At 71.1% G+C, this 21,530-nt stretch carries 19 protein-coding genes; 15 read left to right on the top strand and 4 right to left on the bottom strand.

Features of this window, described 5'->3' with window-relative positions; translation table 11 throughout:
• Positions 1-94 precede the first annotated feature (94 nt).
• The 5 genes from polA (at position 95) to ACWD02_RS30010 (ending at position 6,384) form a co-directional block, all read left to right on the top strand.
• Entirely contained in the window at positions 95-2,836 is a 2,742-nt protein-coding gene (gene polA, locus ACWD02_RS30030) for a DNA polymerase I (RefSeq protein ID WP_451215762.1), read from the top strand.
• Between the two features lie 194 nt (positions 2,837-3,030).
• Entirely contained in the window at positions 3,031-3,159 is a 129-nt protein-coding gene (locus tag ACWD02_RS30025; protein ID WP_451215760.1) for a hypothetical protein, read from the top strand.
• 137 nt (positions 3,160-3,296) lie between these two features.
• On the top strand, positions 3,297-5,009 hold the full coding sequence (locus ACWD02_RS30020; RefSeq protein ID WP_451215758.1) for a lytic transglycosylase domain-containing protein: 1,713 nt from the start codon (positions 3,297-3,299) through the stop codon (positions 5,007-5,009).
• 216 nt (positions 5,010-5,225) lie between these two features.
• Positions 5,226-5,360, top strand: a complete 135-nt coding sequence (locus tag ACWD02_RS30015) for an SPW_0924 family protein (protein ID WP_361045215.1) — start codon at positions 5,226-5,228, stop codon at positions 5,358-5,360.
• A 22-nt stretch (positions 5,361-5,382) separates the two neighbouring features.
• Positions 5,383-6,384, top strand: coding sequence for a DUF3068 domain-containing protein (locus ACWD02_RS30010; RefSeq protein ID WP_451215756.1), 1,002 nt, complete (start codon positions 5,383-5,385; stop codon positions 6,382-6,384).
• Here the strand turns inward: ACWD02_RS30010 and hrpB are convergent.
• Positions 6,374-8,980 (bottom strand): ATP-dependent helicase HrpB, encoded by a 2,607-nt coding sequence (gene hrpB / locus ACWD02_RS30005; protein ID WP_451215754.1) that lies wholly within the window; start codon positions 8,978-8,980, stop codon positions 6,374-6,376. The two genes, ACWD02_RS30010 and hrpB, sit on opposite strands and share 11 nt — an antisense overlap.
• A 4-nt stretch (positions 8,981-8,984) precedes the next feature.
• The gene (locus tag ACWD02_RS30000) at positions 8,985-9,824 is read right to left on the bottom strand and encodes a class I SAM-dependent methyltransferase (protein ID WP_451215752.1); all 840 of its coding nucleotides are present in this window, start codon (positions 9,822-9,824) and stop codon (positions 8,985-8,987) included.
• Between the two features lie 399 nt (positions 9,825-10,223).
• Here ACWD02_RS30000 and rpsA point away from each other — a divergent pair, with 399 nt between their 5' ends.
• The 4 genes from rpsA (at position 10,224) to ACWD02_RS29980 (ending at position 13,988) form a co-directional block, all read left to right on the top strand.
• Positions 10,224-11,744, top strand: coding sequence for a 30S ribosomal protein S1 (gene rpsA, locus ACWD02_RS29995; protein WP_190083195.1), 1,521 nt, complete (start codon positions 10,224-10,226; stop codon positions 11,742-11,744).
• 222 nt (positions 11,745-11,966) lie between these two features.
• Positions 11,967-12,905 carry a PAC2 family protein gene (locus ACWD02_RS29990; RefSeq protein WP_451215750.1) on the top strand — a complete coding sequence of 313 codons (939 nt, stop codon included), beginning with the start codon at positions 11,967-11,969 and terminating at the stop codon, positions 12,903-12,905.
• Positions 12,906-12,936: 31 nt separating this feature from the next.
• Positions 12,937-13,539 carry a dephospho-CoA kinase gene (gene coaE, locus ACWD02_RS29985; RefSeq protein WP_451215748.1) on the top strand — a complete coding sequence of 201 codons (603 nt, stop codon included), beginning with the start codon at positions 12,937-12,939 and terminating at the stop codon, positions 13,537-13,539.
• Positions 13,540-13,619: 80 nt separating this feature from the next.
• Positions 13,620-13,988: a tetratricopeptide repeat protein gene (locus ACWD02_RS29980; protein ID WP_451215746.1), complete on the top strand. Its 369-nt coding sequence runs from the start codon at positions 13,620-13,622 to the stop codon at positions 13,986-13,988.
• 7 nt (positions 13,989-13,995) lie between these two features.
• On the opposite strand, the gene ACWD02_RS29975 is transcribed toward ACWD02_RS29980, so the two are convergent.
• On the bottom strand, positions 13,996-14,256 hold the full coding sequence (locus ACWD02_RS29975; protein WP_451215744.1) for a DUF6343 family protein: 261 nt from the start codon (positions 14,254-14,256) through the stop codon (positions 13,996-13,998).
• Between the two features lie 129 nt (positions 14,257-14,385).
• Here ACWD02_RS29975 and ACWD02_RS29970 point away from each other — a divergent pair, with 129 nt between their 5' ends.
• From ACWD02_RS29970 to ACWD02_RS29960, 3 genes are all read left to right on the top strand, one after another.
• Complete coding sequence (locus ACWD02_RS29970; RefSeq protein ID WP_451215742.1) at positions 14,386-15,390, top strand: acyltransferase domain-containing protein; 1,005 nt, start codon at positions 14,386-14,388, stop codon at positions 15,388-15,390.
• Positions 15,391-15,460: 70 nt separating this feature from the next.
• A complete protein-coding gene (locus ACWD02_RS29965; protein WP_451216016.1) occupies positions 15,461-16,153 on the top strand; it encodes a class I SAM-dependent methyltransferase in 693 nt (230 codons plus the stop codon).
• Positions 16,154-16,265: 112 nt separating this feature from the next.
• Positions 16,266-16,709 carry a DoxX family protein gene (locus tag ACWD02_RS29960; RefSeq protein ID WP_451215740.1) on the top strand — a complete coding sequence of 148 codons (444 nt, stop codon included), beginning with the start codon at positions 16,266-16,268 and terminating at the stop codon, positions 16,707-16,709.
• A gap of 28 nt (positions 16,710-16,737) precedes the next feature.
• Here ACWD02_RS29960 and ACWD02_RS29955 read toward each other — a convergent pair whose 3' ends face one another.
• Complete coding sequence (locus ACWD02_RS29955; protein ID WP_451215738.1) at positions 16,738-17,217, bottom strand: RNA-binding S4 domain-containing protein; 480 nt, start codon at positions 17,215-17,217, stop codon at positions 16,738-16,740.
• Between the two features lie 168 nt (positions 17,218-17,385).
• Between ACWD02_RS29955 and ACWD02_RS29950 the strand changes: the two genes are divergently transcribed.
• From ACWD02_RS29950 to ACWD02_RS29940, 3 genes are read left to right on the top strand one after another with little or no spacing between them, the layout of a single operon-like run.
• Positions 17,386-18,750, top strand: coding sequence for a M20/M25/M40 family metallo-hydrolase (locus ACWD02_RS29950; protein WP_451215736.1), 1,365 nt, complete (start codon positions 17,386-17,388; stop codon positions 18,748-18,750).
• The gene (locus ACWD02_RS29945) at positions 18,747-20,273 is read left to right on the top strand and encodes a YfcC family protein (RefSeq protein ID WP_451215734.1); all 1,527 of its coding nucleotides are present in this window, start codon (positions 18,747-18,749) and stop codon (positions 20,271-20,273) included. The genes ACWD02_RS29950 and ACWD02_RS29945 overlap by 4 nt, the downstream gene beginning before the upstream one ends.
• Positions 20,270-21,481: an MFS transporter gene (locus tag ACWD02_RS29940; protein WP_451215732.1), complete on the top strand. Its 1,212-nt coding sequence runs from the start codon at positions 20,270-20,272 to the stop codon at positions 21,479-21,481. Before ACWD02_RS29945 ends, ACWD02_RS29940 begins: the two co-directional genes overlap by 4 nt.
• Positions 21,482-21,530: the final 49 nt, after the last annotated feature.

Below are 21,530 nucleotides of genomic sequence, written 5' to 3'. Positions count from 1 at the left end.
AGCTATGTCTCCGATCCTCCCACGCGCCGCCGGCGGAGCCGTCGCGGGTGAGGGTTGGGCCTGAGTGTCAGTGGGGCGTGGCAGGATCGGGGACGTGGCAGAAAAAGCAGCGAAGAAGAAGTCCGAGACCGCGACGAAGCCGAGTGGCGAGCAGCGTCCGCGCCTGCTCCTCATGGACGGGCACTCCCTGGCCTACCGGGCGTTCTTCGCGCTGCCCGCGGAGAACTTCACGACCGCGACGGGCCAGCCGACGAACGCGATCTACGGCTTCGCGTCGATGCTGGCGAACACGCTGCGCGACGAGGCGCCCACGCACTTCGCGGTCGCCTTCGACGTCTCGCGCAAGACGTGGCGCTCCACGGAGTTCCCCGAGTACAAGGCGAACCGCTCCAAGACCCCGGACGAGTTCAAGGGGCAGGTCGAGCTGATCGGCGAGGTGCTCGACGCGATGAACGCCGTGCGGTTCGCGGTGGACGGCTTCGAGGCGGACGACGTCATCGCCACCCTCGCCACCCAGGCCGAGGCGGCCGGCTTCGACGTCCTGATCGTCACCGGCGACCGCGACTCCTTCCAGCTGATCACCGACCACGTGACCGTGCTGTACCCGACCAAGGGTGTGTCGGAGCTGACGCGCTTCACCCCGGAGAAGGTCGAGGAGAAGTACGGCCTCACGCCCAGCCAGTATCCGGACTTCGCGGCCCTGCGCGGCGACCCGTCCGACAACCTCCCCGGCATCCCCGGAGTGGGCGAGAAGACCGCCGCGAAGTGGATCAACCAGTTCGGTTCCTTCGCGGACCTCGTCGAGCGCGCCGAGGAGGTCAAGGGCAAGGCCGGACAGAACTTCCGCGACCACCTGGACGCGGTGAAGCTGAACCGCCTCCTCACGGAGATGGTCCGCGACGTCGAGCTCCCCAAGACGGTCGCCGAGCTGGAGCGCGCTCCGTACGACCGCACGGCCCTCGCCATGGTCCTGGACACCCTGGAGATCCGTAACCCCTCGCTGCGCGAGCGCCTCCTGGCCGTCGACCCCGGCGCCGAGGAGGCCGATCAGACCCCGGCCGAGCCCGGCGTGGAGCTCGACGGCACGGTCATCGGCGCGGGTGAGCTCGCCCCCTGGCTCACCGAGCACGGCAATGCCGTCCTCGGCATGGCCACGGTCGACACCTGGCAGCTCGGCACGGGCTCGGTGACCGAGGTCGCCCTCGCCGCGGCCGGCGGGGCGGCGGCCTGGTTCGACCCCTCCCGCCTGGACGAGGCCGACGAGAAGGCCTTCGCCGCCTGGATCGCCGACCCGAAGAAGCCCAAGGTCCTGCACAACGCCAAGGCCACGATGCGGGTCTTCCCCGAGCACGGCTGGACGGTGGAGGGCGTCAGCATGGACACGGCGCTCGCCGCGTACCTGGTCAAGCCCGGCCGCCGCTCCTTCGCCCTGGACGCCCTGTCCCTCGAATATCTGGGCCGCGAGCTGGCGCCCGCCTCGGCGGCCGAGGGCCAGCTCGCCTTCGGTACGGAGGAGGACGACCAGGCCGAGGCGGACGCGCTGATGTCGCAGGCCCGCACGATCCTCGACCTGGGCGCCGCCTTCGGCGAGAAGCTGCCGGAGGTCGGTGCGGGCAATCTCCTCACCGACATCGAGCTGCCCACGTCGATCTTGCTGGCCCGCCTGGAGCGGCACGGCATCGCGGCGGACCGCGCCCATCTGGAGGCGATGGAGCAGCAGTTCGCGGGCGCGGTGCAGCAGGCGGTGAAGGAGGCGCACGCGGCGGCCGGCCACGAGTTCAACCTCGGCTCGCCCAAGCAGCTCCAGGAAGTCCTCTTCGGCGAGCTGAACCTCCCCAAGACGAAGAAGACCAAGACCGGCTACACCACGGACGCCGACGCCCTGGCCTGGCTCGCGGCCCAGACCGAGAACGAACTGCCGGTCATCATGCTGCGCCACCGCGAGCAGGCGAAGCTCCGCGTCACGGTCGAGGGACTCATCAAGTCGATCGCCGCGGACGGCCGTATCCACACGACGTTCAACCAGACGGTCGCGGCCACGGGCCGCCTCTCCTCCACCGAGCCGAACCTCCAGAACATCCCGGTCCGCACGGACGAGGGCCGCGCGATCCGCCGCGGCTTCGTGGTCGGCGAGGGCTTCGAGTCCCTGATGACCGCGGACTACAGCCAGATCGAACTGCGCGTGATGGCCCACCTCTCCGAGGACGAGGGCCTCCTGGAGGCGTTCGAGTCGGGCGAGGACCTGCACACGACGGTGGCCTCCCAGGTCTTCGGTGTGGAGGGTTCCGCCGTCGACGCCGAGATGCGCCGCAAGATCAAGGCCATGTCGTACGGCCTGGCGTACGGCCTGTCCGCGTTCGGTCTCTCCCAGCAGCTGAACATCGAGGCGGGCGAGGCCCGTGCCCTGATGGACACCTACTTCGAGCGGTTCGGCGGGGTGCGCGACTATCTGCGCCGGGCCGTCGACGAGGCCCGCGCGACGGGGTACACGGAGACGATGCTGGGCCGCCGCCGGTATCTCCCCGACCTCAACAGCGACAACCGCCAGCGCCGCGAGATGGCCGAGCGGATGGCCCTGAACGCCCCGATCCAGGGCACGGCCGCGGACATCGTCAAGATCGCCATGCTGAACGTGCACCGCGCATTGACGGAGGCGAAACTCGACTCCCGCATGCTGCTCCAGGTCCACGACGAAATCGTCCTGGAGATCGCTCCGGGCGAGCGCACCGAGGTGGAGAAGCTCGTCCGCCGCGAGATGGCGGGCGCCGTGTCGCTGCGGGCGCCGCTGGATGTGTCGGTGGGCGTGGGGGCGGACTGGGAGTCGGCCGCGCACTGACCGCGTCGGGCCTGGGCGGCATCCTCGGCGTGCCGTCCCTTCACCGGCTCCGCCGAGCTGGTCCTCGATCGCCGGGCGGGCTGCATTCCGGCCTGCCCGGCGAAGGCCACCCCATAGGCCCTCCGTCCCGAGCCGCGTCAAGACGCCCCCGCCGCGCCCACGGAGTCCGTACCATCGAACGCGTTGCCCAGGCCGTGTACCGCGCCCTCGACAAGGGCCGCGCGGCAGGGCAGCGGCTCACCCCGGAGCACGAGGTCAGCGAAGTGCCCGACGGTTCGGTCCCGCCCGAGGTCCCGCCCGAACGGGACGCGGCCAACCGGTGAAAATCGGGCACGAACGGGTGTCTGGGCGCCGGAAGTTGTCGTAGTGTCGCCTGAGTCGGCCCGCTGGGGAGCAACACGGGGAACACAACAGAGCGGGCGGCGACACACACAGTCGTCAAGGGGAGGGGTTCACGGTCATGGCGGCGGTATTCGGCAGGCGGTTGCGCAGGGGAGCGGTCACCACCGCGGTGGCCGCGGCGGCGGTGGCCGCACTCGCGGCCTCCCAGGCCCCGGGCGTGACGGACATACCTCGCGACGAGCGGGCGGGGGCATCCGGCGCCACGCCGCCGGCCGAGGACTCCGCGACCGGCAACTCCCCTTATTACACCGACCTGCCGCCCCTGAAGACCCCGGTGCCGCCGACCGGTGCGCCCGACGGCGGCACCGGCGACGGCGAAACCGACTCGGAGATCCCGGCCACCGTCCTCGACGCGTACAAGAAGGCCGAGGCATCCCTGGCCACGTCCAAGCCGGGCTGCAACCTCCCCTGGGAACTGCTCGCCGCGATAGGCAAGGTCGAGTCCGGCCAGGCGCGTGGCGGCCGCGTCGACGCGAACGGCACGACGGTCGGAGAGATCCTCGGCCCGCCCCTCAACGGCAACGGCTTCGCGAAGATCACCGACACCGACAACGGCGCGTACGACGGCGACAAGACGCACGACCGCGCGGTCGGCCCCATGCAGTTCATCCCCTCGACGTGGGAGACCTGGGGGAAGGACGGCAACGCGGACGGCACATCGGATCCCAACAACATCTACGACGCCGCGCTCGCCGCCGGAAGCTACCTCTGCGCGAACGACCGCGATCTGTCCGTCGAGGCGGACCTGCACAAGGCGATCCTCAGTTACAACCGCTCGACGGACTACCTGAACACGGTCCTGACGTGGCTGGAGCACTACCGCGACGGCATCCGCGAGATCCCCGACGGCACGGGCGATCTGCCGGGCGACCGCAGCGACAGCAACGGCCCGAGCACGAGCCCCACGCCCACGCCCCCGGCATCCGGTTCGACCTCGCCGCAGCCGCCCAAGTCCGGCGGCGACAAGCCCGGCTCCGGCGGCAAGGAGCCCGGCAACGGCGGCGGCAGTGGCGGCTCGACCACGCCTCCGCCGTCGAACGGCGGCGGCTCCCAGAGCCCCGACCCCACCCCGTCGCCCGCCGACCGGGTCGCACGCCTGGAGGACGCCGGCACCGGCAAGCTCGCCGCGACGGCGGGCGACGCCTTCGCCGAGCGCGTCGAGGTGCGCACGGAGGCCGCTTCGGGCTCGGGCGTGGCCAAGGCCAAGGTGCGTTTCGTGATCGTCGGCGACACCGACGCACGCTTCTCGAACGGTGCCACCAGCGCGACCGTCACCACGAACGCGACGGGCAAGGCCACCGCCCCGGTGCTCAAGTCGGGCGAGAAGACCGGCGAGTTCACGGTCCGGGCCACCGTCGTCGGACGGTCGCTGCCCGGCCTCGGCTACACCGCGACGGTCACCGCCCGCCAGGCAGACACCCTGATCAGGACCAGCGACAAGGCGCTGACCTGCGAGCCGGGCAAGGAGTTCGCCGAGCAGCTCGAGGTCAAGGCGACGTACAAGGGGAAGGCCGCCGACCGCGTGGCCGCCACCGCCACCATGATCAAGTCGGCGGCGGACGCCACGGCGAACGACAAGGGCCCGTACTTCAAGGACGCGGAGGGCAAGCCGGTCCGCACCCTCAAGGCCCTGAAGACGGACACGAACGGCGTGCTCAAGCTCCCCAGGATGTACGCCGACGACGCGGCGGGCACGTACCTGCTGCGCGTCACCACCGCGGGCGGCGCGACGCTCACGGTCGAACTGAAGGTGACGGCCCCCGCGGCCTAGCCGCACGCACCACCCGCACGCACCGCACGCATGCACCACCCGCACGCACCGCACGTAAGCAACGCCCCTGCGCCCGCCCGGCGCAGGGGCGTTGCTTGTGTGTGCAACGTGTTCTCATCTGGCCGCCGCATTGCTACGGTGCCCCAGCCCTGACGCTCTGTCAGTTCATGGTCGGCGCCCTGGATGCCGTCCGCTCTCCGCCTCGGGAGGATCCGCATGCGCGCTCTCATCGCCGCCGCGACCGGTCTTGCCGTCGCCTTCGCCCTGGTCCTGACCATCACCGCGATGGGGGCCCCGCCCGGCGAGACCTCGCCGGAGCCGCTGCTCACCACCGTCCCCAAGCACCCCTGACTCCCTAGGGAGGGCCGCCGCGATGCGCCGCAAGGCCAGCCTGATCCTGCTCGCCTTCGCCGTGTTCTTCACGGCGATGTCCCCGCTCATGCGCTGGTACGCCTTCCCGCGCCTCGCCAAGATCCCGCCGAGCCAGTACCAGGAGGCGGTGCTCGAGGCGAAGAACCCGACCCTCATCGACTACGGCAGCATGCGGGCCAAGAAGATCGACAAGGTCACCATCGTGCAGACGCTCAAAGGGAACGTGGAGGCCTCGGAGAAGATCGAGAAGACCGATGGAAGCTCTTCCCGTGACGTCGTCGTCTGGGACGCCCTCTCCTACGTGCAGGACGGCGACGGAAAGATGGTCTCCAAGGTCCCCGAGCGCTACATCTTCGACGCGCACAGCCAGGAACCGGTGCACGCCACCGGCGAGATGGTCGACGGAGACCCGGTCAAGCGCGAGGGCATCGAGTTCAAGTGGCCCTTCCTGACCGAGAAGCGGGACTACGAGTACTTCGACGCGCAGGCCCGCGTGACCAAACCCATCCACTACAAGGGCACGCAGACCTTCCGTGGCGTCGACGTCTACTACTTCGAGCAGACCATCCCCTGGACCAAGGTGCCCTTCCCCAAGACCATGCCGGTCAAGGGCATCACCCCACAGTCCCTCGCCAAGACCGGCACCACGCGCTGGTACACCACCGTCCGCAAGTTCTGGGTCGAGCCCACCACCGGGGCGCCCGTCTACGGCGAGGAGATCCAGCGGAACGAGCTGCGCGGCGGCACGCTCCTCGGCGACCGCGACAAGGTCACGGTCTTCGCGGGCCACGTGAAGATGCGCGAGGACTACATCAGGGACACGGTCGACCTGGTGAAGTCCCAGCGCGTCCTCGTCCTCCTCATGACGTCCTATCTCCCCTGGGGCTTCCTGGGCCTCGGTCTGTTCCTGCTCGCCCTCTCCCTCTGGCTGGAGGCCCGCAGCCGCAGGCCCGGTGATCCGCGGGCCACGGCGGCGCCCGAGCCGGAACCGGTCAACGCCTGAGCCGGGCGTTGGTGAACCGCGTCGCCTCGGCGGCCGCCGGATCCTCCGGCCACGGATGCTTCGGATACCGCCCGCGAAGCTCGGCCCGCACGGCCCGGTAGCCGTCCCGCCAGAAGGAGGCAAGATCGGCGGTGACGGCGGCGGGGCGCCCCGCGGGGGAGAGCAGATGCACGAGGAGGGGCACGCCGCCGTCCGCGATCCGCGGGGTCTCGGCGAGCCCGAACATCTCCTGCAACTTCACCGCGAGCACCGGCTGTTCGGGGTCGGAGTAGTCGACCCGGATCCTGGACCCGCTGGGCACCGCCACCCGCTCCGGGGCCAGCGCGTCGAGGCGCGTTGCCTCGCCGGTCGCCCAGGGCAGGAGCCGGCCAAGGGCCTGCCCCGCGTCGATGCGCCGCAGGTCGGCCCGGCGCCGCGCCTTCGACAGCTCGGGCTCCAGCCACTCGTCCACGCGCGCGTTTAGGGCGCTTTCCGACACGTCGGGCCAGGGCGCCCCGAGGTGCCGGTGCAGGAACGCGAGCCGCTCCCGCAGTTCCCTTGCGCTCTGCGACCAGTTCAGCAGGGCGGTCCCTTCCTCCCCGAGCCCCGCGAGCAGCCCTTCTCGTACGAGTCCGGGGGCGGGCTTCTTGAGCGGCCGCACCGTCAGCTCCACGGCGCCGAGCCGCTCCACGTGCCGCGCGACCAGATCCCCGTCGACCCAGGCGACCTCGTCCCCCTCGCCGAAGAGCGAGGCGGCGGCGCTCCGGGCGACGTCCTCGTCGATGTGCCCGCCGAGCAGCACGCGCGCGTGCCCCGCGCCCACCGGCCGGTCGGCCACGGCCACGGCGATCCACTCCGCACCGGTAAGCGCTGACCCCGCACGCACCTCGGCCCGGGTCCCGTTCACCATGAGACAGGTCCCGTCGCCCCGCCCCCGGGCAACCCGCTCGGGGAAGGCGAGGGCGGCCACGAGCCCGGCGACGTGGTCGTCGCTCCGGAGATCCTGAGGCTCTCTGCCTGCCCGCCCGTCTGCTCCGGGGTGCCGGGCCGGTGGGTGGGAAGGGTCTGGCGTCGAAGACTCCGGTTGCGGCGTACCGGCTCCCGGCGGCGACGCCGCCGCAGCGGTCAGCCGCCGCACCTCAGCGCGCCAACGTCCCGCGTACCCGTCACCGCCCCGCCGGGCAGCGCGCCAGGCCGCCGCGAGGTCGTCCCCGTACTCACGCGGCGGCTCCTCGCTCAGGAGGGCCACCACCTCGGCCGCGCGGCGCGCGCCCACGAGGGGAGCCGCGTCCAGCAGGGCCCGCGCCAGGCGAGGGTGCAGACCGACCCGCGCCATCCGCGCGCCCCGCTCCGTGACCCGCCCCGACTCCGGGGCCACGGCCCCCACCGCCGTCAGGACGGAACGAGCCGCCGCCATCGCGCCGGCCGGCGGCGGATCGAGCAGCGCGAGACCGGAGGCGTCGGGATCGCCCCAGCAGGCCGCCTGCAGCGCGAACGCGGAAAGGTCGGCCAGCTTGATCTCCGGCGCAGGAAAGCGCGGCAGACGCGCGTCCTCGGCCTCCGCCCAGCACCGGTAGACGGCCCCCGGCGCCTCACGCCCCGCGCGGCCCGCCCGCTGCCGGCCCGACGCCTGCGAAGCCCGTACGGTCGTCAGCGCGCTCAGCCCGCGCGCGTGGTCGACGCGCGGCTCACGCGCGAGCCCCGAGTCCACGACCACCCGCACGCCGGGCACCGTAAGGGACGACTCGGCCACCGACGTCGCGAGGACCACCCGCCGGGTGCCGTCCGAGCCCGCGAGCACCGCGTCCTGCACCGCCGCGGGCGCCCTCCCGTGCACCTGAAGGACATCCGCGGCCACGTCCCCCAGCTGCCCCGCCACCCGCGCGATCTCGCCGACCCCGGGCAAGAAGCACAGCACGTCCCCGTCCCGCTCGGCGAGCGCCCGCCGGATCACCGACGCCACATGCGCGAGCAGCGCAGGATCCACCCGCATCCCGTGCGGCGGCCGCACCGGACGAGCCGGTGGCGCCCAGAGGACCTCGACCGGATGCGAGGTGCCCCGCGCCTCCACCACGGGAGCGTCCCCCAGGATCCGCGCCCACCCTTCCGCGTCCGTTGTCGCGGACGCGGCCACAAGACGCAGCTCGGGCCGCAGCGCCGCCCGTACGTCGACCAGGAACGCCGCCACGGTGTCCGCGTCCAGATGCCGCTCGTGGCACTCGTCGATGATCACGACGTCCACCCCGGCCAACTCCTGGTCCCGCTGCAGCCGCTGCAACAGGACACCCGTGGTGACGACCTCCACGCGCGCGTGGCGTCCCACGACCCGCTCACCGCGCACCGTGTACCCGACGCTCCCGCCGACCTTCTCGCCGAGCAGCCACGCCATCCGCCGCGCGGCCGCCCTGGCGGCGATGCGCCGGGGCTCGGCGACCACCACGCGACGTGCGGGCGCGTCCCCGAGAAGCCCCGCGAGGGCCAGCGGCACCAGCGTCGTCTTGCCCGTACCGGGAGGCGCGCACAGCACGGCGCCGCCCGGCCCCTCCAGAGCGGAACGCAGCGCGGGCAGCGCGCCGCTCACGGGCAGGTCAAGGGCTTCGTTACGCAGACGGGTCACGCACTCAGTCTCGTACGCACACGAAGATCGCCGACCCCGGGATCAGGTTCCCGCGCAACGGGGACCAGCCGCCCCACTCCTGGGTGTTCCACGCGGGCCACTCCGGCTCCACCACGTCGACCAGCCGGAGACCGGAGGCAACGATGTCCCGCACCCGGTCGCCGAGCGTCCGGTGGTGCTCCACGTAGACCGCGTTCCCGTTCTCGTCCTGCTCCACATAGGGAGTGCGATCGAAGTAGGAGGCCGACACGGAGAGCCCCTCGGGACCCGGCTCGTCCGGGAACGCCCAGCGGATGGGGTGCGTCGCGGAGAACACGAACCGGCCCCCGGGGCGCAGGACGCGCCGCACCTCCTTGAGGACCAGCACGGGGTCGGCGACGAAAGGCATCACCCCGTATGCGGAGCAGACGAGGTCGAAGGCGCCGTCCTTGAAGGGCAGCACCCCGGCATCGGCCTGGACCAGCGGAACGCTCCCGCCGATCCGCAGTGCGTGCTGCAGCTGGCGGTGGGAGAGGTCGAGGGCGACCGGACGCGCGCCCTGCGCGGCGAGCCAGCGCGAGCACTGCGCCGCCCCCGCGCCGATCTCCAAAATGTCCTTGCCCTTCAGCTCCTCGGGCGGGCCGAGGAGCTCGGCCTCCACCTCGTCGAGGCCCTCGGGACCCCACACGAAGCGGTCGTCACCCAGGAAGGTGCCGTGCTCGATCTGGTAGTCGTCCGCGTTCCTGTCCCACCAGCCACGATTGGCGCGGCTGCTCTCCGAGACCCCCGCGTCACGGCGGGTGGCCTCGGGTTCGGGCGTCTCGGGCGTCTCGGGCAGCTCGGACTCTTGGATGATCGGCTCCATCGTCGTACTCTTCCGTCTGGCTTCGTCGAGGCTTGCCGCGGTGAGGCGCCCGCGGGGCGCCGTGCGGGCGTCGCGACAGGGCGCTGTGCGGCCCATGTGGCCTCACGCGACAGCATTTGTGCCGGGTTTGCGGCGTTCCGCCCCGGGTGTGCGCCTTCGCGCATTGACCCTGTCCGGCTGCCCCCGTATGCTACAAGTTGCGCTGCGAGCCTGCCGTCCTCAGACATAGCAGGATGCGCTCGCGTCTGTTGTATGTCCCCTCGGTTGTCGAGGCGCCTTCCGTTTCTTCGGAAACTCAGGAATCGGCGCTTCCCAGGCTGTCCGGCTTCTTCAGTTGCGAAATCGGTTCCGGCGCTAGCAGTACCTACGACTTCTGTCCGTACCGGAGCCCTTTCCCACATGACGAGCAGCACCGAGACCACCGCCACCACTCCGCAGGTAGCGGTCAACGACATCGGTAACGAGGAAGCTTTCCTCGCCGCGATCGACGAGACGATCAAGTACTTCAACGACGGCGACATCGTCGACGGCGTCATCGTGAAGGTCGACCGGGACGAGGTCCTGCTCGACATCGGTTACAAGACCGAAGGCGTCATCCCGAGCCGCGAGCTCTCCATCAAGCACGACGTCGACCCGAACGAGGTCGTCGCGGTTGGTGACGAGATCGAGGCCCTGGTTCTCCAGAAGGAGGACAAGGAAGGCCGTCTGATCCTTTCCAAGAAGCGCGCTCAGTACGAGCGTGCCTGGGGCACGATCGAGAAGATCAAGGAAGAAGACGGCATCGTCACCGGTACCGTCATCGAGGTCGTCAAGGGTGGTCTCATCCTCGACATCGGCCTCCGTGGCTTCCTGCCGGCCTCCCTCGTCGAGATGCGCCGTGTCCGCGACCTCCAGCCTTACGTGGGCAAGGAGCTCGAGGCCAAGATCATCGAGCTGGACAAGAACCGCAACAACGTGGTCCTGTCCCGCCGTGCCTGGCTCGAGCAGACCCAGTCCGAGGTTCGCCAGACGTTCCTCACGACCCTGCAGAAGGGTCAGGTCCGCTCCGGCGTCGTTTCCTCGATCGTCAACTTCGGTGCGTTCGTGGACCTCGGCGGCGTCGACGGTCTCGTGCACGTCTCCGAGCTTTCCTGGAAGCACATCGACCACCCCTCCGAGGTTGTCGAGGTCGGCCAGGAAGTCACCGTCGAGGTTCTCGACGTGGACATGGACCGCGAGCGCGTGTCCCTGTCGCTCAAGGCGACGCAGGAAGACCCGTGGCAGCAGTTCGCCCGCACGCACCAGATCGGGCAGGTTGTTCCCGGCAAGGTCACCAAGCTCGTTCCGTTCGGTGCGTTCGTGCGCGTCGACGAGGGCATCGAGGGCCTGGTGCACATCTCCGAGCTGGCCGAGCGCCACGTGGAGATCCCGGAGCAGGTCGTCCAGGTCAACGACGAAATCTTCGTCAAGGTCATCGACATCGACCTCGAGCGTCGCCGGATCTCGCTGAGCCTCAAGCAGGCCAACGAGTCCTTCGGTGCCGACCCGTCGGCCGTCGAGTTCGACCCGACCCTGTACGGCATGGCCGCGTCCTACGACGACCAGGGCAACTACATCTACCCCGAGGGCTTCGACCCCGAGACGAACGACTGGCTCGAGGGCTTCGAGACGCAGCGTGAGGCTTGGGAGGGTCAGTACGCCGAGGCGCAGCAGCGCTTCGAGCAGCACCAGGCCCAGGTCATCAAGTCCCGCGAGGCGGACGCCCAGGCCGAGGCCGAGGGTGCTGCGGCTCCCGCGTCCTCGACCGGCGCCCCGGCTGCCGGTGGCAGCGGTGGCGGCGGCGGTTCGTACTCCTCGGAGTCGGACGACAACTCCGGCGCCCTGGCGTCGGACGAGGCGCTTGCCGCTCTGCGCGAGAAGCTCGCCGGCGGCCAGAGCTGAGGCTCTGCGCCAGGCGGTAACAGCTGAAACCGCGGGCCCGTACCTCTTCGGAGGTGCGGGCCCGCGGTGCGTTCGCTCGTCGCCGTCGTGAACTCGACCGCCCCTTGCGGGGGTTCGCCGTGACACAAGAAGCCGCCCTGAAGAGGCGGCGGAGGGAATGCGCGCGCTGCCGCGGGCGTTCTGATGTACGAGTCACGACGAAGAGGGCGAGGAGCGGTCACAGTGCTTGATCCGCAGGATTTGTACGCATGGGAGCCGAAGGGCCTTGCCGTCGTCGACATGGCGCTCGCCCAGGAATTGGCCGGCCTTGTCATGCTCTACCACTTCGACGGCTACATCGACGCGGGCGAGACCGGCGACCAGATCGTCGAGCGGCTCACGGACAGCCTGCCCGGACAGGTGGTGGCGCGCTTCGACCACGACCGCCTCGTCGACTACCGCGCGCGCCGCCCGCTGCTCACGTTCCGGCGCGACCGCTGGACGGACTACGAGGTGCCCACGCTCGAGGTGCGGCTGCTCCAGGACGCCACGGGCGCGCCTTTCCTGGTGCTCTCCGGGCCCGAGCCCGACATCGAGTGGGAGCGTTTCGCTGCGGCGATCGAGCAGATCGTGGAGCGGCTGGGCGTGCGTCTCGCGGTGAACTTCCACGGCATTCCCATGGGCGTGCCGCACACCCGCCCCGTGGGCCTCACGCCGCACGGCAACCGCACGGACCTGGTGCCGGGTCACCGCAGTCCCTTCGACGAGGCGCAGGTGCCGGGCAGCGCCGCCTCGCTCGTCGAGTACCGCCTCCTGGAGGCGGGCCACGACGTGCTCGGTGTCGCCGCGCACGTCCCGCACTACATCGCGCGCTCGGCGTACCCGGACGCCGCTCTCACGGTCCTTGAGGCGATCACCGCGGCGACGGGCCTCGTGCTGCCGAGCGTCGCGCACAGCCTGCGTACGGAGGCGCACCGCACCCAGACCGAGATCGACCGGCAGATCCAGGAGGGCGACGAGGAACTGGTCGCCCTCGTGCAGGGACTTGAGCACCAGTACGACGCGGCGGCCGGCGGCGACGCGCGCGGGAACATGCTCGCGGAGCCCCTGGACATCCCGTCGGCCGACGAGATCGGTCAGGAATTCGAGCGCTTCCTCGCCGAGCGGGAGGGCGACGCGTAGCGAAGGGGGTTAGGCCCCTAAGCTGCCGGTCATGCTGAAGGTGGGCCTGACCGGCGGTATCGGCGCCGGCAAGAGTGAAGTATCACGTCTCCTCGTCGCTTCGGGCGCCGTGCTGATCGACGCCGACAAGATCGCGCGGGAAGTCGTGGGGCCCGGAACTCCGGGCCTCGCCAAGGTCGTTGAAGCGTTCGGTCAGGAGATCCTCGCTCCGGACGGCAGCCTCGACCGGCCGAAGCTCGGCTCGATCGTCTTCGCCGACCCCGAGAAGCTGGCCGCGCTGAACGCGATCGTGCACCCCCTGGTCGGTGCCCGCTCGGCCGAGCTGGAGGGTGCCGCTCCCGAGGACGCGGTGGTCATCCATGACGTGCCGCTGCTCGCGGAGAACGGCCTGGCGCCCCTGTACGACCTGGTGGTGGTCGTCGACGCGAGCCCCGAGACCCAGCTGGACCGCCTCGTGCGGCTGCGCGGCATGAGCGAGGAGGACGCCCGCGCGCGGATGGCCGCCCAGGCCACCCGCGAGAAGCGTCTGGAGATCGCCGACCTCGTGATCGACAACGACGGCCCGCTGGAGGGCCTGGAGCAGCGGGTCGGCGTCGTGTGGGCGGACCTCGCGGGGCGGGCGCGGGCGGCCTAGAGGGGCGTACCGGCTGTGTCCTTGGAATAGGTGTGGGCGCGCGGGGCGTTGACACAGTGCAGCGAGGGAAGGAGTCACGCGTGCCCGAAATAACCCCGGAGACCCATGTCATCGACTTCCGTGCGGCGGAGCAGCTCCTTGCCGCCCGGGATCCCAGAGGCGCCGTGAAGCTGCTCGACACGGTCATCGCGGCCCATCCCGAGAACACGGCGGCGCGACTGCTGCGGGCCCGCGCCTTCTTCGCCGCCGCCCAACTGCGCGCCGCCGAGCTGGAGTTCAGCATCGTGCTGGAGCGCGAACCGGACAACGCGTTCGCCCACTTCGCACTCGCCCGCACGTACGAACGCGCGGCGCGGCCCGACCAGGCGCGGCGGCACTTCCGGCTGGCCGCGGCGCTCGACCCGCAGCCGGAGTACCTGGCGGCGGCGCGCTTCGACGACGAAGGCTGACCGAGGGCTAACCGGCCCTCGGGGGCTCGTACGGCGGGATGTCGCGCCCCGGCTGGTAGTGCGGGCCCTGGTGGATGTGGCGCAGGATCATCGCCATGTCGGCGGTGACGATCAGCCAGAGCGCGCCGCACACCGCGGCCCACCCGGGGCGGCCCGTCATGGCGAAGGCGATGGTGCCGAACGTGGCCCAGACCAGACCCCAGACGCTGAGCCACAAGCGCATGCGCAGCGGACTGCGCGCGGTAACCGGTTCACTGCCTGTGCGCATCACGAGAGGTCAGCTCCTCCCTGGTCCGCCCGCCCTGTCCCCGGGCGCCTCCACCTTCCAGGATCCACCCGGGGCCGGTGGACCGGAAGGGCCCGAGGCCTCAAGATCGTGGATGCGACGATCGGGGGTATGGCTGTGCTGGACGTACTGAGGAACCGGGCAAGGACGGACAAGTGGCTCGCCGGGTGGCTGAAGGACCTGGAGGCCGCGGAGGAGCCGCGATTCGAGGCGGTGCTGCCCCCTGCCGACGAGCTGGTGGACGTACTGCTCGACCTGGCTGTGCCGCACGAGGACATCAACGGCCTGGTGGCCCTGCGAGGGCGGCTGATGGGGGACCCGGACGCGCGGTGGCTGCTCGACCGCAGCGTCGCCGGGATGGTGCGGGACATGGGGAAGGTCGGCGATGACCCCCAGTACCCACCCTTGCCGGCGGAGCTGGGCGCGCTCGGGGCCTTGTTCCACGTGTTCGTGCTCGTGGCGACCGTGCCGCACGTACGCGCGTATCACCAAGGCCGCGGCATCCCGGACGACATCTCCCGGCGTACGCTCGCGGACCTCGGGCGGCACATGGCGGTGCACCGCCGGGCGCGGGGTGGCCCCGGGCTGCTGCACCCGGGCTGGAACGCCCTGCATTTCCGGGGCGAGCTCTACCAACTGGGGCGGCTGCAGTTCCAGCGCGCCGTGCTGGGGGAGCGCATGGGCGGGGCGGTGGCCGCGGCGGGGCACTCCGCGGGCCCGGGCGACCCCTGTCTGAACCTCCACATAGCCGACTTCCGGGGGCCGCTGTCCCCGGAGTCCTGCGACCGGTCGATCGCCCTGGCGCGGGAGTTCTTCGCGCGGCACTATCCGCAGGAGCGGTATGGGACGGCCGTGTGCCACTCCTGGCTGCTCGATCCACAGCTGCGGCAGTACCTTCCGGCCCACTCGAACATCGTCCGCTTCCAGGAGCGCTTTCGCCTGGCGGCCGGATATGAGCGGCGGGCGGACGACGCGACCCCCGTCGCCTTCGTCTTCGGCGACCGCGACCTGCCCGTGGCCGAACTGCCGAGGCGGACAAGTGTGGAGCGGGCCGTGGGCGACCATGTGCGGGCGGGCGGGCACTGGTACGTGGAGCATGGCTGGTTCCCGCTGTAGAGAGCGGGAACTTCGGGCGAGGCGGGAACGGGCCCCCGGAGCGCTTCGTTGAGGTGGCATGACGGTTGAGATGCGTGAGGGATACGAGGGGACGGGGCCCGGAGCGATCACGCCGGACGGCTGCGCGGTCGAGCTCTACACCCGCCTGTCCGTCGGGGACGAGCCCGATGTCATCGCCGCGGCGGTACCGGCCGGGACGCACATCCTGGAGCTCGGCTGCGGCGCGGGACGGGTGACGCGGCCGCTGCTTGAGCGGGGGTTCCGGGTCACGGCGGTGGACGAGTCAGCCGAGATGCTGGAGAAGGTCTCCGCGCTCGACGGGCGGGTGCGCACGATCAGGAGCCCGATCGAGACGCTCGACCTGGGGGAGCGGTTCGGGGTGGTCATGCTCGCGTCGTTCCTCGTGCACCACGGTGACACGGCGGTCCGGCGCGGGTTGCTGCGGGCCTGCCGCGGCCATGTGACGGACGACGGCTGTGTGTTGATCCAGCGTGAGGGCGCGGACTATCACACGAACCTGCCGAGGGAGCGGGTCGACCCGGCGGGCTACACGGTGCGGATCCTGTCGGCGGAGCCGCTCGGCGACGGCGTGAACGAGGTGCGCGCGGAGTACGTCTTCCCGGACGCCGTATGGACCCAGACGTTCCGCGCCCGGCCGCTCACGAAGGAGGAGTTCGAGCAGGCGCTGGAGGAGGCAGGACTGAGGGTCGACAAGTACCTCACGGAGGACGGGGTGTGGGTCCGGGCGCTGCCGATCAGGTAGTCCGGCGTGGTGCGGAGATGGTGTGCTGAGGGGCGATGAGTTCCGTGGGGCGGTCCGGTCTATCCAGGTGACAGCACAAGCACAACACCCCCTGCTCACCGAGGAGATCACCATGACCACGGCCGCCGCTGCTGCCAATGCCGCCTCCGCCGTCCCCACCGCCGCGGGCCGCCGCTCCGTGCGCATCACCCTGCGCACGGTCCAGGTGGCGCTCGGCCTGTTCTTCGTTCTCGCCAGCGGTACGCCGAAGCTGATCGCGCATTCCACGGCGGTCGGGACCTTCGAGAGACTCGGGTGGGGCGCCCCGGGGATGTACTCGATCGGCGTGCTGGAAGTTCTCGGCGGGATCGCGCTGCTGCTTCCGGTGCTCGGTTCCGTCGGCGCGACGGCCCTGGTCGGGCTGATGATCGGTGCGTTCGTCGCGAGCGTGTCCGCGCTCGGCGGGGAGAACGCCGCCACGCCGCTCATCCTGATCCTGCCGCTCGCGTGGATCGCCTGGGCGCGGCGCGGGCAGACGACGGAGCTGGTCCGTCTCCTCGTGCGGCGCGGGAAGTGAAAGCCGCGGCACCGGAAGAGGGGCGTGATCAGCCCTCGAAGCCGCGCAGCCGTTCCAGCTCGCGGCGGTCGCGCTTGGTGGGGCGGCCCGTTCCCCGGTCCCGTACGCCGGCGGGGGCCACGGCCTCGCGGGGCGGCGGGGGAGGGCTGTTGTCGACGTAGCACTCGACGGCCACCGGGGCGCCGACGCGTTTGCGGATGAGGCGCTTGACGACGACGACATGTTCGCGGCCGCCCGCGTGCCGCAGGCGCACCTCGTCACCGACGTGGACGCCGTAAGCGGGCTTCACGCGCTCGCCGTTGACGCGCACATGGCCGCCCTTGCAGGCCGCCGCGCCCATGGAGCGGGTCTTGACCAGACGTACGGCCCAGATCCAGGCGTCGACACGCACCGAGCCCCCGGCGCCCGCACCCGCGCCACCGCCCGGACCGCTGCCCGCAGCCGTGTCCGCCGATGCGCCACCGGCTGCGTCGTCGCTGCCGCCACCGCCTGAATTCTGCGAAGCCATGCCCCGACTTTAATGCCTGCCCGGCGGTTCAGGGGCGGGGTGCGGGCTGTGCGGCAGCAGTGCGGCATCCCCGCCCGTCCGGCGAGCCGCACGGAAACAGCTCCCCTCGGAGTCCGATAATTCGGTCTATTCGCCGCAAAGCGGAACGTAGACCGAGGGGTGCCGCCCATGAAGCTCGAAGCCACTGTCGATGGCCTGATGGACACGTTGCGGGCCGACCTCGTGCGCCTCGCCGCGATTCCGTCGATCGCCTTCCCCGGCTTCCCGGCCGCACCGGTGCATCAGGCGCACGACCTGGTGGCCGAGCTGTTGCGGGAAGCGGGGGTGCCCCATGTCGAACGGCTCGACCTGCCGGACACCGCGCCCGTGATCTACGGGGAGATCCCGCCGCCGACCCCTCAGGCGCCCACGGTCCTGCTCTACGGCCACTACGACGTCCAGCCGCCCGGCGACGAGAGCCTGTGGGAGTCGCCGCCCTTCGAGCCGACCCCCATCGACGAGGCCGGCGGTGGCCTGCGTGCCCGCGGCATCGCCGACGACAAGTCCAACGTCATCGCGCACCTGGGAATGCTGCGGGCCTACGGCGGCCGCCCGCCCGTCGGGATCAAGATCGTCATCGAAGGCCAGGAAGAGTACGGCAGCGCCTTCGACACCTACCCGCCCACCGACCCGGAGCGTTTCGCCTGCGATGCCATGGTCGTCGCCGACCTCGGCAACCTCCGGCCGGGCACCCCCACCCTCACCACCGCCCTGCGCGGCGCGTCCGAGGTCGTGGTGGAGGTGCGCACCCTCGACGAGCCGCGCCACAGCGGGGAGTTCGGCGGCGCGGCGCCCGACGCGCTGCTCGTCCTGCTCAAGGCCCTGGCCACCCTGCACGACGTACACGGCGACGTGGCCGTGGAGGGGCTGCGGCGCGAGGACTGGAGCGGCACGGGCTACACCGACGAGGAGTTCCGCGAGCTCGCCGGGGTGGTGGACGGGGTGCCCCTCGTCGGCAGCGGCAGCCTCGGAGAACGGCTCTGGAGCGGCCCCGCGATCACCGTCATCGGGCTGGACGCGCCGAGCGTCGAGCACGCGGCGTCGGCCGTCGTGCCGTACGCGCGCGCCAAGTTGAACCTGCGCTTCCATCCCCGTCAGGGCGCCGAGGAGGCCCAGGCGAAGCTGGTCGATCACCTGCGCTCGCTCACCCCCTTCGGCGTCCCCCTCGCCGTCACGCCCGGCGACACCGGCCCCGGCTACGAGGCCGCCACCGGCGGACCCGCCTACCGCGCCGCCCGCACCGCGCTCAAGGAGGCATGGGGCGAGGAGGCCTCGTACGTGGCGACCGGCGGCTCCATCCCGCTCGTCAACGGTCTCGCGAAGGCGGCACCCGGTGCCGAGGTCCTGCTCTTCGGCGCCCAGGACAGCATGTGCAATCTGCACGCCCCGAACGAACGCGTCCTCTTCTCCGAACTGCGCAACACCGTCGTCGCCATGGCGGCCTTCGTGCGCCAGTACGCCGCGGACTTCGGTGACGGGAAGAGCGGCGCATGAGCACCACCGCGACCGACCCCGGCACCGAAGAGCCGCGGCACAAGGGGAAGTTCACCTTCCCCAGCGCCCTTACCATCCTCGCGATCGTCACCGTCGCCGTCTGGCTGCTCGCCTTCCTCATCCCGTCCGGCGCCTATGACCGCAACGACAAGGGCGCCCCCGTCCAGGGCAGCTACCACCGCGTCGACTCGGGCCAGACCTTCGTCGACCGGCTCAACGACCTCTTCCTCGCCCCGGTCAACGGCCTGTACGGCATCCAGGACGAGAAGTCCGGCGTGGTCGGGCCCGACATGGCCGGTGAGCTGTACGGCAGCGCGGGCGTCTTCCTGTTCGTGCTCGCCATCGGCGCGTTCATCACCGTCGTCTTCGCCACCGGCGCCCTCGACCGCGGCATCGGCCGCCTCGCCCACCGGCTGCGCGAGCGCGGCGCGATGCTGATCGCGGGAGTGATGCTCGTCTTCTCCGTCCTCGGCACCGTCGAGGGCTTCGCGGAGGAGACGCTCGGCTTCTACGGCCTCATCGTGCCGCTGATGCTCGCCCTCGGCTACGACCGGATGGTCGCCGTCGGCGCGATCATCCTGGGCGCCGGGATCGGCGTGCTCTGCTCGACCGTCAACCCGTTCGCGACCGGCGTCGCCTCGTCCGCCGCCGACATCTCGCTCGGCGACGGCATCATCCTGCGGTTCGCGATGTGGATCGTCCTGACCGCGGTCACCATCGCCTACGTCATCCGCTACGCGAAGCGCGTACAGAAGAACCCGGCTCGCTCCCTCTCCGGCTTCCTGCCCGGTGACCGGGAGCAGACCGCCGCCGACGCGGGCGAGGTGCCGGAGCTGACACGCCTGCACAAGGCCGTGCTCGTCCTGGTCGCGCTCGTCTTCGCCTTCATGATCTTCTCGGTGGTGCCCTGGTCGAGCGCGCTGACGGGCAACGCGGACGCGAAGCCGTACGGCTTCGAACTCGACTGGTCCTTCCCGCAGCTCGCGGCGCTCTTCCTCGTCGCGGCCGTGCTCGTCGGGTGCGTGGCACGGATGGGCGAGCAGCGGCTCAGCTCGACGATCATCCAGGGCGCGGCCGACTTCATCTCGCCCGCGCTGGTCATCGTGCTCGCCCGCGGCGTCACGGTGATCATGAACAACTCGAAGGTCACGGACACCGTCCTGCACTCCATCGAGGGCGTGGTGAAGGGCACGTCCTCCGGCCTCTTCGCGATCATCGTCTTCGTCGTGAACCTGCCGCTCGCCTTCCTCATCCCGTCCACCTCGGGCCACGCGACCCTCGCCATGCCGATCCTCGCCCCGCTCGCCGACTTCGCCGGGGTCTCGCGCTCCGTCGTCGTCACGGCCTGGCAGGCGGCGAGCGGCTGGATGAACCTCTGGGTCCCGACCACGGCCGTGACCATCGGCGGCGTCGCACTCGCGAAGGTCGGATACGACAAGTACCTGCGCTTCGTGTGGCCGCTGCTCGCCATCCTGTTCGTCCTGATCTGCGCCTTCGTGGCGCTTGGAGCGGCTCTCACATGACAACGAACGCACCAGCCACAGCCACGCCCGCCGCGGCCCGCCCTTCGGGCGCCGCCTACCGCAATCTCGTCGTGGCCACCGTCGGGTTCACCCTCACCTTCTGGGCGTGGGACCTGATCGCACCGCTCGGCAGCGACTTCGGGGAGCGGCTCGGGCTCTCCTCGTTCTCGCAGTCCCTGCTGGTCGCCGTGCCGGTCATCGTCGGCTCGCTCGGCCGTGTCCCGGTCGGCGCGCTCACCGACCGCTACGGCGCCAAGCTGATGTTCCCGCTGGTCTCGGCGCTCACCATCGTGCCGGTGCTGCTGATCATCCCGGCCAAGGACAACTACGTCGCGATGCTCGCGGTCGGTTTCCTGCTCGGCCTCGGCGGGACGACGTTCGCGATCGGCATCCCGCTCGTCAACTCCTGGTTCCCGCCCGCGCACCGCGGCTTCGCGCTCGGCGTCTTCGGCATGGGCATGGGCGGTGTGGCGCTCTCCGGCTACTTCACGCCCCGTATCGCCAAGCACGGCGAGAACCTGCCGTTCCTGGTCGTGGCCATCGCCCTCGCGGCGTTCGCGGTGCTCGCGGCGCTGCTCATCAGCGACCGCCCCGACCGGCCGGTGCCGACGAGCCCGCTCACCACCCGGCTCGGGGAGGCGGGGCGGCTGCGGGTGACGTGGGAGCTTTCCGCGCTGTACGCGATCGGCTTCGGCGGCATCGTCGCCTTCGGGGTCTATCTGCCCACGTACCTGAAGACCTGGTACGACCTCTCGCCCACCGACGCGGGCACCAAGGCGGCCGGGTTCGCGCTGGTCACGGTCATCTTCCGGCCCATCGGCGGCTGGCTCTCGGACCGTGTCCACCCCGCCTCCGTCACCTCGGTCGCGCTGGCCGTCGTCGCCGTCTTCGCCATCGCCCAGGCCTTCGAACCGTCATTGAACCCGGGCGGCACCATCTGCTTCCTGGTCATGGCGGCCGGGCTCGGCACGGCGAGCGGCAGCGTCTTCGCCCTCGTCTCCCAGGTGACACCACAAGCGCAGGTCGGCTCGGTGACCGGGATCGTGGGAGCGATGGGCGGCCTCGGAGGCTTCGTCCCACCGCTCGTCATGGGCGCGATCTACAGCGCCAAGGACTCGTACTCGATCGGTTTCATGCTGCTCTCGGACCTGGCGCTCGCGGGCTGCGTGTACGCGTACGGGCGGATGCGGGGGCTGCGGGCCTCGTAGCCCGGTGGTCCGGTGGTCCGGTCAACCGTGGGCGTGGTGGCCTCGACCC

The sequence above is a fragment of the Streptomyces sp. NPDC002853 genome, assembly GCF_053591915.1.
Note: the sequence above shows the minus strand (reverse complement) of the source record. Positions and strands in the feature narration are given on the sequence as shown.

Coding starts and splice junctions, on each gene's coding strand:
- ACWD02_RS29965 (WP_451216016.1), top strand. CDS start 15,461: ATGCGTGAGGGATACGAGGGGACGGGGCCCGGAGCGATCACGCCGGAC.
- ACWD02_RS30020 (WP_451215758.1), top strand. CDS start 3,297: ATGGCGGCGGTATTCGGCAGGCGGTTGCGCAGGGGAGCGGTCACCACC.
- ACWD02_RS29960 (WP_451215740.1), top strand. CDS start 16,266: ATGACCACGGCCGCCGCTGCTGCCAATGCCGCCTCCGCCGTCCCCACC.
- rpsA (WP_190083195.1), top strand. CDS start 10,224: ATGACGAGCAGCACCGAGACCACCGCCACCACTCCGCAGGTAGCGGTC.
- ACWD02_RS29945 (WP_451215734.1), top strand. CDS start 18,747: ATGAGCACCACCGCGACCGACCCCGGCACCGAAGAGCCGCGGCACAAG.
- coaE (WP_451215748.1), top strand. CDS start 12,937: ATGCTGAAGGTGGGCCTGACCGGCGGTATCGGCGCCGGCAAGAGTGAA.
- ACWD02_RS29970 (WP_451215742.1), top strand. CDS start 14,386: ATGGCTGTGCTGGACGTACTGAGGAACCGGGCAAGGACGGACAAGTGG.
- ACWD02_RS29955 (WP_451215738.1), bottom strand. CDS start 17,217: ATGGCTTCGCAGAATTCAGGCGGTGGCGGCAGCGACGACGCAGCCGGT.
- ACWD02_RS29950 (WP_451215736.1), top strand. CDS start 17,386: ATGAAGCTCGAAGCCACTGTCGATGGCCTGATGGACACGTTGCGGGCC.
- ACWD02_RS30000 (WP_451215752.1), bottom strand. CDS start 9,824: ATGGAGCCGATCATCCAAGAGTCCGAGCTGCCCGAGACGCCCGAGACG.
- ACWD02_RS30015 (WP_361045215.1), top strand. CDS start 5,226: ATGCGCGCTCTCATCGCCGCCGCGACCGGTCTTGCCGTCGCCTTCGCC.
- ACWD02_RS30010 (WP_451215756.1), top strand. CDS start 5,383: ATGCGCCGCAAGGCCAGCCTGATCCTGCTCGCCTTCGCCGTGTTCTTC.
- ACWD02_RS29940 (WP_451215732.1), top strand. CDS start 20,270: ATGACAACGAACGCACCAGCCACAGCCACGCCCGCCGCGGCCCGCCCT.
- ACWD02_RS29975 (WP_451215744.1), bottom strand. CDS start 14,256: ATGCGCACAGGCAGTGAACCGGTTACCGCGCGCAGTCCGCTGCGCATG.